Origin of the sequence: Acinetobacter tandoii DSM 14970 = CIP 107469, from assembly GCF_000400735.1 — a bacterium.
In the GTDB taxonomy this organism is placed as follows: Bacteria; Pseudomonadota; Gammaproteobacteria; order Pseudomonadales; family Moraxellaceae; genus Acinetobacter; species Acinetobacter tandoii.
This window is the reverse complement of sequence record NZ_KE007366.1, coordinates 62,894-77,354: the sequence shown is the minus strand read 5'-3', so window position 1 is coordinate 77,354 and position 14,461 is coordinate 62,894. Positions and strand designations below refer to the sequence as shown.

At 40.4% G+C, this 14,461-nt stretch carries 15 protein-coding genes; 10 read left to right on the top strand and 5 right to left on the bottom strand.

Annotated elements, in window-relative coordinates:
* Positions 1-6: 6 nt before the first annotated feature.
* The 4 genes from cysW to I593_RS06880 all read right to left on the bottom strand — a co-directional run bounded on the left by cysW (position 7) and on the right by I593_RS06880 (position 3,446).
* Positions 7-897 carry a sulfate ABC transporter permease subunit CysW gene (cysW, locus tag I593_RS06895; RefSeq protein WP_016166853.1) on the bottom strand — a complete coding sequence of 297 codons (891 nt, stop codon included), beginning with the start codon at positions 895-897 and terminating at the stop codon, positions 7-9.
* Entirely contained in the window at positions 894-1,727 is an 834-nt protein-coding gene (gene cysT / locus I593_RS06890) for a sulfate ABC transporter permease subunit CysT (RefSeq protein WP_016166852.1), read from the bottom strand. The genes cysW and cysT overlap by 4 nt, the downstream gene beginning before the upstream one ends.
* Positions 1,728-1,802: 75 nt before the next feature.
* Entirely contained in the window at positions 1,803-2,408 is a 606-nt protein-coding gene (locus tag I593_RS06885) for an alpha/beta hydrolase (RefSeq protein ID WP_016166851.1), read from the bottom strand.
* Between the two features lie 30 nt (positions 2,409-2,438).
* Complete coding sequence (locus tag I593_RS06880) at positions 2,439-3,446, bottom strand: sulfate ABC transporter substrate-binding protein (protein WP_016166850.1); 1,008 nt, start codon at positions 3,444-3,446, stop codon at positions 2,439-2,441.
* A gap of 159 nt (positions 3,447-3,605) precedes the next feature.
* Here I593_RS06880 and pabC point away from each other — a divergent pair, with 159 nt between their 5' ends.
* The 4 genes from pabC (at position 3,606) to I593_RS06860 (ending at position 6,608) form a co-directional block, all read left to right on the top strand.
* On the top strand, positions 3,606-4,418 hold the full coding sequence (gene pabC / locus I593_RS06875; RefSeq protein ID WP_016166849.1) for an aminodeoxychorismate lyase: 813 nt from the start codon (positions 3,606-3,608) through the stop codon (positions 4,416-4,418).
* Between the two features lie 7 nt (positions 4,419-4,425).
* Positions 4,426-5,490: an endolytic transglycosylase MltG gene (gene mltG, locus I593_RS06870; RefSeq protein ID WP_016166848.1), complete on the top strand. Its 1,065-nt coding sequence runs from the start codon at positions 4,426-4,428 to the stop codon at positions 5,488-5,490.
* A gap of 3 nt (positions 5,491-5,493) precedes the next feature.
* Positions 5,494-6,093 carry a dTMP kinase gene (gene tmk, locus I593_RS06865; protein ID WP_016166847.1) on the top strand — a complete coding sequence of 200 codons (600 nt, stop codon included), beginning with the start codon at positions 5,494-5,496 and terminating at the stop codon, positions 6,091-6,093.
* An 89-nt stretch (positions 6,094-6,182) separates the two neighbouring features.
* The gene (locus tag I593_RS06860; RefSeq protein ID WP_026440874.1) at positions 6,183-6,608 is read left to right on the top strand and encodes a PaaI family thioesterase; all 426 of its coding nucleotides are present in this window, start codon (positions 6,183-6,185) and stop codon (positions 6,606-6,608) included.
* Positions 6,609-6,691: 83 nt separating this feature from the next.
* Here I593_RS06860 and nadB read toward each other — a convergent pair whose 3' ends face one another.
* Positions 6,692-8,332: an L-aspartate oxidase gene (gene nadB / locus I593_RS06855; RefSeq protein WP_016166845.1), complete on the bottom strand. Its 1,641-nt coding sequence runs from the start codon at positions 8,330-8,332 to the stop codon at positions 6,692-6,694.
* A gap of 229 nt (positions 8,333-8,561) precedes the next feature.
* Here nadB and I593_RS06850 point away from each other — a divergent pair, with 229 nt between their 5' ends.
* From I593_RS06850 to rnc, 6 genes are all read left to right on the top strand, one after another.
* Positions 8,562-9,941 carry a Do family serine endopeptidase gene (locus I593_RS06850; protein WP_016166844.1) on the top strand — a complete coding sequence of 460 codons (1,380 nt, stop codon included), beginning with the start codon at positions 8,562-8,564 and terminating at the stop codon, positions 9,939-9,941.
* Between the two features lie 161 nt (positions 9,942-10,102).
* A complete protein-coding gene (locus I593_RS06845; protein ID WP_016166843.1) occupies positions 10,103-10,555 on the top strand; it encodes an acyl-CoA thioesterase in 453 nt (150 codons plus the stop codon).
* Positions 10,556-10,727: 172 nt separating this feature from the next.
* On the top strand, positions 10,728-12,545 hold the full coding sequence (gene lepA / locus I593_RS06840) for a translation elongation factor 4 (protein ID WP_016166842.1): 1,818 nt from the start codon (positions 10,728-10,730) through the stop codon (positions 12,543-12,545).
* 21 nt (positions 12,546-12,566) lie between these two features.
* On the top strand, positions 12,567-13,394 hold the full coding sequence (lepB, locus tag I593_RS06835) for a signal peptidase I (RefSeq protein ID WP_016166841.1): 828 nt from the start codon (positions 12,567-12,569) through the stop codon (positions 13,392-13,394).
* A 23-nt stretch (positions 13,395-13,417) separates the two neighbouring features.
* Positions 13,418-13,792: a DUF4845 domain-containing protein gene (locus tag I593_RS06830; protein ID WP_016166840.1), complete on the top strand. Its 375-nt coding sequence runs from the start codon at positions 13,418-13,420 to the stop codon at positions 13,790-13,792.
* Positions 13,764-14,456, top strand: a complete 693-nt coding sequence (rnc, locus tag I593_RS06825) for a ribonuclease III (RefSeq protein ID WP_016166839.1) — start codon at positions 13,764-13,766, stop codon at positions 14,454-14,456. The genes I593_RS06830 and rnc overlap by 29 nt, the downstream gene beginning before the upstream one ends.
* Positions 14,457-14,461: the final 5 nt, after the last annotated feature.

Below are 14,461 nucleotides of genomic sequence, written 5' to 3'. Positions count from 1 at the left end.
TCCTATTTAAAGACTTGAACTGCTGTTACTTTTGTTTTGCTTTTCCTGACGATATTCAACCCAAGTTTTCAAAATCAAGGTAACAATCGCCAATAGAGCCAATAAGGAGGACACTGCAAAAGCCGCACTAAAGGTGTACTCGTTATAAAGAATTTCGACATGCAAGGGTAAGGTGTTGGTTTCTCCACGAATGTGTCCTGAAACTACAGATACCGCGCCAAACTCACCCATAGCCCGTGCATTACACAGAATTACACCGTAAATCAGACCCCATTTAATGTTTGGCAGGGTGACTTTCCAGAAGGTTTGCCAACCTGAAGCGCCGAGAACCATTGCAGCTTCTTCTTCCTCAGTACCTTGTGCTTCCATAAGCGGAATAAGCTCACGTGCCACAAAAGGAACGGTAATAAAGACAGTTGCAAGTACAATCGCTGGGACTGCATACAGAATTTTGATGTCATGGTCGAGTAACCAATTCCCTATCCAACCTTGCGTACCAAAAATTAGTGCCAGCATTAAACCTGCAATAACGGGTGAAACAGAAAATGGCAGATCAATTAAGGTGGTTAAAATAGATTTTCCACGGAAATTAAACTTAGCGATCGACCATGCTGCCGCTACGCCAAACACTACATTTAATGGAACTGCAATTGCCGCTGTAAGTAAGGTAAGTTTGACCGCAGACAAAGTGTCTGGATCGACTAGAGCCTGAATATAAACTGCAATCCCTTGCTTAAAGGCTTCTACAAAAACCAGAATAAGCGGAAGAATTAAACAGCTTAAGAAAAAAATTAAGGCAATGCTCAGTAAAGTGTAACGGACCCAAACAGGTTCACGAGTGGCGTCACGAGACTGTAGGCGTTCAGCAAAGGCATTGCTGTTGGTAACTAAGCTCATATTGCATTTCTCCCTGTACGACGACTTGCCCATGCTTGTAATAAGTTAATTAAAAAGAGTAGTGCAAATGAAATTAACAGCATGACCACAGCAATGGTGGTTGCACCAGCATAATCATATTCTTCCAAACGAGAGATAATCATGAGGGGTGCAATTTCAGTTTTGAACGGTTGATTACCAGCAATAAAAATGACAGAGCCATATTCGCCAACACCACGTGCAAATGCCAAAGCAAAACCTGTGAGTAGCGCAGGGAATAAAATGGGTAAAATAATTTTAGTCACAATTTGCAGACGATTCGCGCCTAATGCAGATGCTGCCTCTTCTAGTTCTGTTTCTAGGTCACTTAATACAGGTTGAACAGTACGAACTACAAAAGGAATGCCAATAAAGATAAGCGCAAGCGTAATCCCGATTGGGGTATATGCCACTTGAATACCTAAAGGATCGAGATATTGTCCAACCCAACCTGTAGGTGCATAAAGTGAAGTTAACGCGATACCAGCCACCGCAGTGGGTAAGGCAAAAGGTAAATCGACCAAGGCATCAACAATGCGTTTACCTGGAAAACGATAACGAACTAAGCACCATGCCAGTAATAAGCCAAAAACAACATTAATGATCGCTGCTAAGAGTGCAGTAGTAAAGCTGAGTTGTAAGGCTTTTAAGATACGTTCAGAACTTAAAATTTCCCATAAACCAGACCAACCAATATCTAGAGATCGAATAAAAACTGCTGAAAGTGGAATCAGTACAATTAAAGATAAATAGGCGAGGGTAAAACCTAGCGAAAGTCCAAACCCTGGCAGCACTCGGGATCGCTGCGACATGACAATTCCTCAAAATGTGAGAATACTGATCAAATAAAATCAGTAAAATAATCAGTAAATTAAATTATGCAGACCCTAGAGTGCATAGTTCAGAAAATGTGGATAATCATCAGACAGACGCATTCGAGACATTGAGCGTTCAGGAATCAGGTAGTCATAAATTTCAGGAAATGGTCCAAAACCTGATGCAACATTAATATGTCCCACTTGACCTAAATTCACTGGTTGCAGCTTCCAGCTACGTGCCAACTGTTGTGCATCTTCAAAGCTTAACCATGGATCATTTTCACTAATGAGCAAGGTTGTAGGCACCTGAATCTTCAATTGGTGAAAGAATGCTTGATAATCAGTTTTACTGTCACGTGCGAAACCCGCTTCGCCAAATCGGGCAGGATTGGCTGGCGCAACTAAAATCAACTTTTTCACATGCTTGTTTAGCTCAGGATGCAATGCTAATGCAGCCACTGTCGTTAAACAGCCAAAGCTATGTGCGACGATTTGTACATCACTTTGAAGAGGGCGCAGAGTTTTCGTAAATTGCTCTACCCAGTGATTAAGGACAGGTTGGTTCCAATCGGTCTGATTTACACGGGAGCTAGACATGAGGTTACGTTGCAACCAAGATTGCCAGTGTTGTGCTTCACTACCACCTACACCTGGTACGATTATGGTATGAATCATGACGTTGCTCCTGTGTAATTAAATAACGTTTTATTTTGCGCTATTGATTTTCACGATTTGATCGAAAATACCACCGTTGTCAAAATGCTGTTTTTGCACTTTGGTCCAACCACCAAATTCCTTATCAATTGTCACCAGTTTTAATGGTTTGAAGGTTGTTGAATATTTTTTCAGTACGCTTGCATTACGTGGACGGTAATAGTTCTTCGCTGCGATCTCTTGTCCCTGAGGTGAATACAGGAAGTTCAGATAACCTTTCGCAAGATTTAAATTGCCATCTTTTTGCGCATTCTTTTCAACAATCGCAACAGGAGGTTCCGCTAAAATAGATAAAGATGGTGTGATAATCTCGAATTTACCTGGTTGTTCACGTACAGCGAGGTAAGCTTCATTTTCCCAAGCCAGTAATACATCTCCGATCCCGCGCTCAGCAAAAGTTGTTGTGGCACCACGGGCACCTGAGTCGAGTACTTTCGTTTGTTTGTAAATTTGACGAACAAACTCTTGTGCTTTGGCATCAGAACCATATTTGTGTTTAGCCCATGCCCATGCCCCTAAATAGTTCCAACGTGCACCACCAGAGGTTTTTGGGTTCGGTGTAATAATGTCTACACCTGGCTTAACCAAATCGCCCCAATCTTTGATTCCTTTAGGGTTGCCTTTACGAACCAAAAACACGATAGTTGATGTGTAAGGGGTCGAGTTTTGTGGGAATTTCTTTTGCCAATCTTTCGGGAGTAAGTTGGTTTTGTCTGCAATCGCATCAATATCGGCTGCCAAAGCTAACGTAACAACGTCGGCATCTAAGCCATCAATAACGGCACGTGCTTGTTTGCCTGAACCACCATGAGATTGTTTGAAGTTAATATCTTGACCTGTACGGCTTTTCCAATATTGTCCAAACTGTTTGTTAAAGTCTTCATAGAGTTCACGTGTCGGATCATAAGACACGTTTAGGAAATCCTTTGCCGAAGCATGTACTGCTGTAATTGAAATGAGTGCAGCAACCACCCCGAGTTTAAGTGTAGAAAAACGCATTTTCAGACCTCAATAATTCTAAATGTTCGTTAACATGAGCAAAGAATAGCGCTGTGTTTTTTGCAAAAAAAATAATAAAAAACGAATTTGATATGAATAAAAAAGAAATAAGTTGGATAATCTAGTCCCTAAACTACAACAGGATCTTTGGGGGTAGTTATGCTTTGTTTTAAGAATGCACAGGAAGTTACGAACGTCAGCTTACTTGATCGTGCTTTTCATTATGGCGATGGCTGCTTTACGACTGCACGAATTGTGAATAATCAGATTGAGCTGGAACGCTTACATTACGCGCGTTTACAGTTGGCATGTGAACGTTTATCACTTCATGCAAACTTAACTTTGATTGCTGAAACTTTAGTAGAAATGCAACAAGGTTTTGGGTGTCTAAATGGGACTTTAAAAGTTGTCATTAGCCGTGGTGATGGACAACGCGGCTATAGTCTGCCCGATCATGTTGCTGACGTCTGGGTGTTCTTCTATCCACAAACTGTTGAGACATTTCATTACCAGAAAATTCAGTCGGGTATCTTGCAGCGTGTTATGGGCTTGAGTATGCCAAACTTGGTGGGCATAAAAACTTTAAACCGTTTAGAACAGGTCATACTTAAACAAGAAGCCGATCAACAGGGGTTGCTAGAGGCTTTGGTGTTGGATGTACAAGGCTCAGTTGTCGAAGGGATAAGCAGTAATTGTTTCTTTCGCATAAATGACACATGGATTACGCCTGAACTTCGTTATAATGGCGTGCATGGTGTCATGCGTGCTGAAATTCTTCGTCGTATGCAGCAGCAAGATATTCCATGCGAACAGCGTTTGGTGAAATCGGAAGAGATAGTAAATATACAAAGCCTATTTTTCTGTAATGCCTTGCAGCCCATGAAAATTGCCACAGTGTTAGATCAGCAAACATTAATGGTTGAACCCTGCATTGAACTTTTTAATACCCTAGAATTGAATCAGATAGCCTAATTTTATTATGAGCAGTAAACCAAAACCGAAAAAAAAGCCTGCTAAAAAAGGCAAACCAACAGCAACATTCTCCGCTAAAAAATGGGGAATTTTTATTGGGCTATTTCTAGCTGTTGTCATAGGTATTCTTTGGTCAAGTTTATTTAAGACCTATCCAGTTGAAGGGAAAAAACAGCTTTTAGCCATTGGTCAGGGGGATAGTTACTCAGGTTTGATTGATCGACTGTCGAAAGAAAATAAGATTTATTTTCCTATCATTTTAAAGCTTTATCAAAAAATCATGATTCACGAGAGCTTAAAAGCAGGTGTTTATGAAATTGATCAGGGTATGAGTGTACGTCAGGTTTTAGAGTTTATTTCTAACGCTGAAAATGCGCAGATGAATCGTGTTTTGGTCATTGAAGGCACCACCTTTAAACAACTGGTAGAGCAATTACAACAAAATCCACTGGTAAAAAAAGAGGTTTCAAACTTGCCTCAGGCTGAAATGTTGCAAACCTTGAACATTCCTTTTTCACATCCTGAAGGTTTATTTGCACCAGACACCTATTTCTTTAATAAAGGTGAATCGGACAAGAAAATTTTGACAGACTTGTACCGTCGTCAAATGAAAAATCTCGATCAAGCTTGGGAAAATCGTGCTCCGAATCTACCCTATAACAATAAATATGAAGCGCTGATTATGGCATCGATTATTGAAAAAGAGACCAGTTTGGACAGTGAACTACAGCAAGTTTCAGGTGTCTTTGTGCGTCGTTTGCAAAAGGGTATGCGTTTACAAACAGATCCAACCGTCATTTACGGAATGGGAGATCGCTATAAAGGCAATATTACCCGCCAAGATTTAAGAACACCGACTGCTTATAACACTTATACAATGAGTGGCTTACCTCCAACGCCTATTGCTTTACCAAGTAAAAAAGCAATTGAGGCAGCAATGCATCCAGATGACTCCAACACGATTTATTTTGTTGCTACGGGTAATGGTGGTCATAAATTTAGCGCAACCTTGGACGAGCATAATCGCGCTGTCAAAGAATATTTATCCGTATTAAAGTCGAAGCAGGAGTGAAGCATGTTTATTAGTTTTGAAGGCACAGAAGGTGTCGGGAAAACCACTCTCATTCGTAAAATTCATGAGCATTTTCAACAGCAAGGTAAAGATGTCGTTCTGACGCGTGAGCCAGGCGGAACGCCAATGGCTGAGCAAATCCGTAGTCTACTTCTAGCCGTGAATCATGATGAATCAATGTCAAATGATACAGAGTTATTGTTGATTTATGCTGCACGTGCGCAGCATTTACAACAAGTCATTGTCCCAGCCTTGCAAGCAGGTAAAACTGTTTTATGTGACCGTTTTACCGATGCAAGTTTTGCTTATCAATGTTCAGGGCGTGGCTTGGATCAAACCAAATTAAATTTATTAAACGATCATTTTGTCTCTCATATGCCGAATATTACCTTCTGGTTAGATGCTCCAATTGAAACTGGCATGGCACGTGCGCGTGAACGTGGTGCTTTAGATCGTTTTGAACAAGAGAAAGTCAGCTTCTTTGAAAAGGTTCGTGCAGGTTATCAAACGCTTTGGGAACAACAACCTGAGCGTATGAAACGTTTAGATGCAACGCAGACACCAGAACAAGTTTTTGCCCAAGCTTTGTCATATTTGGTGTAATCATTGATCAATTTTCCTAGTGTCGATCACTGAATAATCTTTTATAGTGGTGATCGAATAGGGAAGACGGATCATAATACGCAATGAATATGCAAAGTAAACAAGCTGAAATTATTCAGTTTTTGATGCAACATTTTCCACAAAGTTTGGAAAAATGTGAGATTGAATCCATTACGGAACGGGCAGCAACAGTCATTTATCATATTGATGATCGAGATTTACGTCCTGGTGGTACGGTTTCAGGACCGACCATGATGACGGTTGCAGATTATGCTTTGTATATTGCAATACTGGGTGAAATTGGGATCGTCGGGCTAACTGTTACCACTAATTTGAACATTAACTTTTTACGAAAACCCGCTGCTTCGCAAGACCTGCGTGGTGTATGTAAACTGATGAAAGTTGGTAAATCCCTGATTGTTGGCGAGGTCTGGATCTATTCAGTGAATGAAGATGAACCTGTAGCACATGTGACGGGAACATATTCTGTTCCACCTCGGCGCACAGTGATATAACGACTTATTTGATTTATTCTACTTATTTAAATTTGATGGTTTAAAAGGCAGGTACAGTTCAAAATAACTGTACCTGCCGTATTTTATTCAGCATTCACTAAAGGTGTTTCAACTTGAAAGTTTGGAGGAGTGAGTACTGTTTTGCGTAGTTCGGGTGCCAATTCAGGATAGTCTAAAGTGAAATGTAGCCCGCGAGATTCTTTGCGTTCCATAGCACATCGAACAATCATTTCTGAAACTAACACCAAGTTACGCAGTTCAATCAGGTTTTTACTGACCTGATAGTCTTCATAATATTCCGTGATTTCACGCTTGAGCATTTCAATACGGTGTAAGGCGCGCTGTAAGCGTTTGGTGGTACGGACAATACCTACATAGTTCCACATGGTTTGACGTAATTCATCCCAGTTCTGCAAAATGACGACATCTTCATCGGGATTCATAACTTGCGAATCATCCCATTCTGGAACTTGAGGCGAGCGATAGTTTTCAACATAATGTGATTGAATATGTGCAGCAGCACTCATGCCGTAGACGAAGCATTCGAGCAGAGAGTTACTCGCCATACGGTTAGCGCCATGTAGTCCTGTATAAGAAGTCTCACCAATCGCGTATAAACCGTGGATGTCAGTTTGACTATGCTCATCAACCACCACGCCACCGCAAGTATAATGTGCAGCAGGCACCACAGGAATCATTTCCTTAGTGATATCAATGCCCAATTCAAGTAGACGAGCATACAACGTTGGGAAATGCTCTTTTACGAAGGCTTCTGGCTTATGTGTAATGTCTAACCAGACATGACGGATACCTAAACGCTTAATTTCATAGTCGATAGCACGCGCAACAATATCACGTGGAGCCAGTTCAGCACGTTCATCAAAACGCAGCATGAAACGCTCACCATCAGGCAATCTTAAATAAGCCCCTTCGCCACGCATCGCTTCGGTGATGAGGAATGAGCGGGCTTGAGGATGGTATAAACAAGTAGGGTGGAATTGGTTAAATTCCATATTTGCCACGCGGCATCCTGCGCGATAGGCCATGGCAATCCCATCACCAGTAGCGATGTCAGGATTCGAGGTATACAGATAAGCTTTCATTGCTCCACCACATGCCAAAGCGGTAAATGGTGCGAGGAAAGTATGAACTTGTTCGGTTTTCTCATCGAGTGCGTATAGACCAAGGGCACGATTATGCGCTTCGTCTAGACCAAGTTTTTGTGAAGTAATTAAATCTATCGCGATAAAGTTTTCAAAAATCGTAATATTGTCTTTTTCTTGCGCACGTTGTACCAACGTGGTCGAAATTGCACGCCCTGTTGCATCGGCTGCGTGAATAATACGACGTTGTGAATGACCACCTTCACGGGTTAAATGTAACTGCGATTGTTCATCTAAAGTGAACTGCACGCCATTATTAAGCAGGAAATCGACAGAAGGTTTGCCGCCTTCAACGGTTTGTTTGACTGCATCAAGTTCACATAAATGTGCACCTGCAATCATGGTGTCATCAATATGCTGTTGAATGGAATCCGTTTCATCCAGAACAGCGGCAACTCCACCTTGTGCATAATAAGTGCTGGCATCGGTTAGGGTTGATTTTGCTAAAACTGCAATGTTGAAATGATGAGGTAATGACAGTGCTAAACTTAAACCTGCGCCACCACTGCCCACAATAATCACATCAAATTGATGCGTTAAGCTTAAATTAGACATTTCCATCAGCTAATTTTAAAAAAAGTTTGGTAATGACAACGCTTTTTGCGATAAAAGGCAAGTGTAAAATAGTCGAGTGCTTATCAGAAAAAGCAATCAAGTTGCTATAACTTCATCTAAAAATAAGTACTTGTTTTGCTAAAACATAATTGAACATATTATTACGCAAGAATAACGAGTTTTATGATAAAAATTTTTTGTTTAATACGTAACAATAATTGAGTGAATGAGTTTTATGAAAAGTGGCTATTTACAAAAAGGAATGTATGCTGCGGTTTTTACAATGGTGGCAGTACAAACTCAAGCCGCACCAGCAGTGGATTTTTCAAATTTAGTTGAGCAAGTTAGTCCTGCGGTTGTGAGCGTGAATGTGGTCAAAAAAATGACCCAAGAAGAAATTATGCAGCAACAAGTACCAGAGATCTTACGTCGTTTTTTTGGTAATCAAGTCATAATTCCACAGCAGCAAGTTCCACAAGAAAAAACGGCTTATGGCAGTGCATTTTTTATCAGTAAAGATGGTTATTTGTTGACGAATCATCATGTAGTCGAAAATGCTTCAAAAGTCACGATTATGATGAACGATCGTCGTGAACTAGATGCAACGGTCATTGGTAGTGATGAACGTACTGATGTGGCATTGCTCAAAGTCAAAGGTAATCAATTTCCTGCATTAACAACAGGGAATGTAGATCAACTGAAAGTAGGTGAACCTGTATTGGCCATCGGTTCGCCGTTTGGTTTTGATTATTCAGCTTCGGCAGGGATTGTTAGCGCCAAAATGCGAAATATGATGGGTGAGACATCGGTTCCATTTATTCAAACGGATGTTGCCTTAAACCCTGGTAACTCAGGTGGGCCATTATTTAATCAGCGTGGTGAAGTGGTTGGGGTCAACTCGCGTATTTTTAGTGGAACAGGTGGCTATATGGGCTTGTCTTTCTCCATCCCAATTGATGTTGCTATGGATATTGCCGACCAGTTGAAGAAGAATGGTAAAGTAACGCGTTCTTATCTGGGCGTTATGATGCAGGATATTGATCGTAATTTGGCAGAATCTTACAATTTACCGAAACCAGAAGGTGCTTTAATTACCGACGTAACACCAAATTCACCTGCAGCAAAAGCAGGTCTGAAAGCGGGTGATATTGTGTTGAAGTACAATGGTGCAGCGATTTCACGGACCTCAGAACTCCTCAATTATTTAAACCGTTCTGTACCAAATCAAACTATTCAACTTGAAATATTGCGTGATGATAAAACCCGTAATATTTCTGCAACCTTAACTACAGCCCCAGATGATACACCTGCTAAAGTAGATCAGGGCGCAGAAAGTGCTGGGCCAAAAATTGGGGTAGCAATTCGTGATTTATCGCCTTCAGAGTTAGCACAACTGAACATTAAAGGTGGTGTACTAATTCAGGACGTTATGCGTGGTGGGGTCGCGTCTCAAGCACGAATTCTGCCAGGTGATGTGATTACCCAATTGAACAATACGACCATCAATAATTCGAAAGAATTCATCAAAACAGTTTCAGGTTTAAAGAAAGATAGCATTGTGCGTGTTTCACTGATTCGTGAAGGACAGCGTGCTATTTTAGGGATGCGTATTTAACTGTTTTATGTGAAATCATGACATGAACTAGTAAAAGCCAGTCTATTCAGTTTAGACTGGCTTTTTTGACTGATGTTCGGATAGTCAAATCAGCTTAAGTGTGAAAAACATATACATGGTTTTTAAACATGAATGTAACCATGGACAGGACGAATAAATTAATGAGCGCGATTTTTGATTTAAATTTGACGGTAAAGCCAGAACATATTGATGTTTTGGGGCATGTGAATAATGTAGTTTATGTACAGTGGATGCAGGATGTTGCAACAGCACATATTGATCAGCTAGGTTTAGGCATTCAACAGTATTTAGAACTCAAACATGCCATGGTTGCAGTCGAGCATCATGTGCAATATCGAAAAGCAGTATTATTAGACGACCAAATTGTCTTACGTACATGGCTAAGTGACATCAATAGTATGTATTTATTTCGTCAATATGTTTTTTACCGACCAGCCGATCAAGCTGTGCTATTTATGGGGCAGACTAAATGGGCATGTGTTGAAATTGAAACAGGAAGACCTAAACGTATTTCGCCGACATTTTCGCAAGCGTATCAACCCTTAAATGATCAGATTAATCCATTAGATTTTTCACATAGCTATATGGTTTAAAAGCCAATTCACACATGTTTGAAAAATGTACAGGCTTAAAAACCTGAACGTTTAAACGAATTTATCACTTTTTCATTTTTGCAATCTGCTATAATCGGCAGCAATTTGTTTAACCGCTTACGCTTAGTACCTCAGCTTTGTACTTGGCACTATTTTTTTCTTAAGGTAACTCATGGCGCAAGCTAAAAAATCCGTTGATATCAATAACATCCGAAATTTTTCGATTATTGCTCACATTGACCATGGTAAGTCAACTTTGGCTGACCGTTTTATTCAAATGTGTGGTGGTTTACAAGATCGTGAAATGCAAGCCCAAGTTTTGGACTCAATGGAGTTAGAACGCGAACGTGGGATTACCATTAAAGCGGCTTCTGTGACCTTATATTATACGCATCCAAACGGGCAAGAGTATCAATTGAACTTCATTGATACCCCAGGACACGTAGACTTTTCTTATGAGGTGTCTCGTTCTTTAGCGGCTTGTGAAGGTGCATTGTTGGTTGTAGATGCTGCACAAGGTGTTGAAGCTCAATCAGTTGCAAACTGCTATACCGCAATTGAACAAGGTTTAGAAGTTTTGCCAATTTTAAACAAAATTGATTTACCGCAAGCAGAACCAGAGCGCGTTATTCACGAAATTGAAGAAATTATTGGCATTGAAGCGACGGATGCGCCAACCTGTTCTGCAAAAACTGGCTTGGGTGTCGAGGGTGTACTTGAGCGCTTAGTAGACGTGATTCCAGCACCAACTGGAGATCGTGATGCGCCTTTACAAGCTTTAATTATTGACTCTTGGTTCGATAACTATTTAGGCGTTGTATCTTTAGTTCGTATTAAACAAGGTCGTATCCGTAAGGGCGACAAAATGTTGGTGAAATCTACAGGGCAAACACATCCAGTTACTTCTGTGGGTGTATTTAACCCTAAGCATACAGAAACTGACATGCTTGAAGCAGGTGAAGTAGGTTTTGTAATTGCAGGGATTAAAGATATTTTTGGTGCACCAGTAGGTGATACGATCACGCTTGCGGCAACACCTGAAGTTGCTACTTTACCAGGTTTCAAAAAGGTTAAACCACAGGTTTATGCAGGTCTTTTCCCGATTGATTCAAGTGACTTTGAACCGTTCCGTGAAGCATTGCAAAAATTACAAATCAACGATTCTGCATTATTCTTCGAACCAGAAAGTTCAGATGCCTTGGGTTTTGGTTTCCGATGTGGCTTCTTGGGCATGTTACATATGGAAATTGTTCAAGAACGCCTTGAACGCGAATATGATCTTGATCTCATCAGTTCTGCACCTACTGTAATTTATGAAGCATTAACCAAAAAAGGCGAAACGATTTATATCGATAGTCCATCGAAAATGCCTGATGGGTCTACAGTAGAAGATTTACGTGAGCCAATTGCAGAGTGTCATATCCTTGTTCCGCAAGAATACTTGGGTAACGTGATGACATTGTGTATTGAGCGCCGCGGTATCCAAAAAGATATGAAATTCTTAGGGAACCAAGTTTCTATTACCTTTGAAATCCCGATGGCAGAAGTTGTTATGGATTTCTTTGATAAGTTGAAATCATGTTCACGTGGTTTTGCTTCATTAGATTATAACTTTGTGCGATTTGAAAGTTCAGCGTTGGTTAAGGTTGATGTCTTAATTAATGGTGAAAAAGTTGATGCTTTGGCCATGATTTGTCACCGTCAAGATGCACGCCATCGCGGTATTGCACTCGTTGAAAAAATGAAAGATTTGATTCCACGTCAAATGTACGATGTGGCAATTCAGGCTGCAATTGGTGCGCAGATTATTGCTCGTTCAACTGTAAAAGCGATGCGTAAGAACGTATTGGCTAAATGTTATGGTGGTGACGTTTCTCGTAAGAAGAAACTCCTTTCTAAACAGAAAGAAGGTAAGAAACGTATGAAGCAAGTGGGTAGTGTAGAAATCCCGCAAGAAGCGTTCTTGGCTGTGTTGAAAGTAGAAAGATAAGAATTAGAGGTCGTTTAGCTCATGGATTTTGATTTTAATTTAATACTCGTGCCTGCCACGCTGATTTTTTTCTTGGTGTGGTTACTAGATAAGTTTGTATTAAAACAAAGACAAACTAAGGGAAGGGGTAATGAAAATTTCATTATTACATGGGCTTATGACTTCTGGCCTGTATTGGCGGTGGTTTTGGTTTTACGCTCATTCTTGTACGAACCATTTAATATTCCGTCAGACTCTATGGTGCCAACTTTAGAGACAGGTGACTTTATTCTAGTAAATAAGTTTGACTACGGTGTGCGTTTACCCATTGTGAATAAGAAAATTCTCGAAGTGGGTGAACCAGCACGTGGCGATGTTATTGTCTTCCGTTATCCACCACAACCGACTATTAGCTATATTAAGCGTGTTGTGGGTTTGCCAGGTGACCATATTATTTATGATCATGGTCAATTAACGATTAATGGGAAAAAAGTTGCGAAAGTTCCAGTTGAGTTCAGTCGTGAAAAAGATGCCTTAGATACCCCAACCTCTATTTATCATAAGGAAACTTTGGGTGAACATACCTTTACCATGCGTGAGTTGGAAGGGGTGAATGTTGCTCGTCAAGCACCATTTATTAATTATATTGAAAATGGTAAATACTCAACTGAAAATGGTTTATATTGGGAAGTGAAAGTTCCTAAAGGGCACTACTTTGCGATGGGGGATAATCGTGATCAAAGTGCAGACAGTCGTTTTTGGGGATTTGTGCCTGAAGAGAACTTAACTGGGCGAGCATTTTATGTTTGGATGCATAAAGAGCCTGGCTTTAAACTGCCGTCGTTTAGTCGTAACGGCAAAATTGATTAATTGACCGAAATGGAAAATAAAAAATGCGTCGAAATCAAAAAGGTGCATCATATATTGGTATTTTAATTGCAGTTATAGGCTTTGCTTTTTTAGCAAAGGTTGCAATTGCAGTTTGGGGACCCTATTGGGATGATCGTGTGATTGATACTCAGATTACAGAATTACTGCAAAGTAGCCCTGCTGATACCAGTCCATCGAAATTTTCAAGTCAAATGGGGCAGCGTTTAGATATGAACAATGTTCGCGATATTAAATTTGAAGACATTGCTCAAGTGACCAATGTTGATGGTTTGCAAGTGAAAAAGAGTTATGAAGTAAGAAAGCCTTTCTTACTGAATATTGATTTAGTGTTAAAGTTTGAGAAAAGTTTTGATCAAAGGTCAGCCCAAACTAAGTGATATTCGCTTGGTGAATCGCATTGGTTATCAGTTTAAGCAAGCTGAGTTACTTCAGCTTGCTTTAACGCACCGTTCGGTAAGCCATAAATATAATTACGAACGCTTAGAGTTTCTAGGTGACTCGTTATTAGGAATGATTATTGCCAATTATTTGTACCATGCTTATCCACATGAAAATGAAGGTCGTTTGACGCGTATGCGAGCGACCTTGGTTCGGCAAGAAGCATTAGGTAAAATCGCAAATGATTTAAAACTCAGCACCAGCTTAATTTTAAGTACGGGTGAGTTGAAGTCTGGTGGGCATCATCGTGAATCAATCTTGGCAGATACGGTTGAAGCGATTATCGGTGCAATTTATGTGGATTGCGCTGACTTAACTGTATTAGAGCGTATCGTGCTAAAATGGTATGAACCTTACCTAGATCATATCGAACCAACAGACCAACTGAAAGATCCTAAATCAAGATTGCAAGAATATTTGCAAGCACGTAAGAAACCACTTCCTATTTATGAAGTGGTCGATATACAAGGGGATGCGCCTAACCAACATTTCAAGGTGAATTGTACGGTTGAGGGTTTGCCTCTATTTAAGGGTGAAGGTTCAAGTCGTCGTTTTGCAGAGCAAGCTGCAGCGGCGGATATTTTAAAACTTTTGGAGCAGTAATCTGC

Excerpts from the sequence above, each read along its gene's own strand:
- cysW (WP_016166853.1), bottom strand. The coding sequence starts at position 897 with ATGAGCTTAGTTACCAACAGCAATGCCTTTGCTGAACGCCTACAGTCT.
- cysT (WP_016166852.1), bottom strand. The coding sequence starts at position 1,727 with ATGTCGCAGCGATCCCGAGTGCTGCCAGGGTTTGGACTTTCGCTAGGT.
- I593_RS06885 (WP_016166851.1), bottom strand. The coding sequence starts at position 2,408 with ATGATTCATACCATAATCGTACCAGGTGTAGGTGGTAGTGAAGCACAA.
- I593_RS06880 (WP_016166850.1), bottom strand. The coding sequence starts at position 3,446 with ATGCGTTTTTCTACACTTAAACTCGGGGTGGTTGCTGCACTCATTTCA.
- pabC (WP_016166849.1), top strand. The coding sequence starts at position 3,606 with ATGCTTTGTTTTAAGAATGCACAGGAAGTTACGAACGTCAGCTTACTT.
- mltG (WP_016166848.1), top strand. The coding sequence starts at position 4,426 with ATGAGCAGTAAACCAAAACCGAAAAAAAAGCCTGCTAAAAAAGGCAAA.
- tmk (WP_016166847.1), top strand. The coding sequence starts at position 5,494 with ATGTTTATTAGTTTTGAAGGCACAGAAGGTGTCGGGAAAACCACTCTC.
- I593_RS06860 (WP_026440874.1), top strand. The coding sequence starts at position 6,183 with ATGCAAAGTAAACAAGCTGAAATTATTCAGTTTTTGATGCAACATTTT.
- nadB (WP_016166845.1), bottom strand. The coding sequence starts at position 8,332 with ATGGAAATGTCTAATTTAAGCTTAACGCATCAATTTGATGTGATTATT.
- I593_RS06850 (WP_016166844.1), top strand. The coding sequence starts at position 8,562 with ATGAAAAGTGGCTATTTACAAAAAGGAATGTATGCTGCGGTTTTTACA.
- I593_RS06845 (WP_016166843.1), top strand. The coding sequence starts at position 10,103 with ATGAGCGCGATTTTTGATTTAAATTTGACGGTAAAGCCAGAACATATT.
- lepA (WP_016166842.1), top strand. The coding sequence starts at position 10,728 with ATGGCGCAAGCTAAAAAATCCGTTGATATCAATAACATCCGAAATTTT.
- lepB (WP_016166841.1), top strand. The coding sequence starts at position 12,567 with ATGGATTTTGATTTTAATTTAATACTCGTGCCTGCCACGCTGATTTTT.
- I593_RS06830 (WP_016166840.1), top strand. The coding sequence starts at position 13,418 with ATGCGTCGAAATCAAAAAGGTGCATCATATATTGGTATTTTAATTGCA.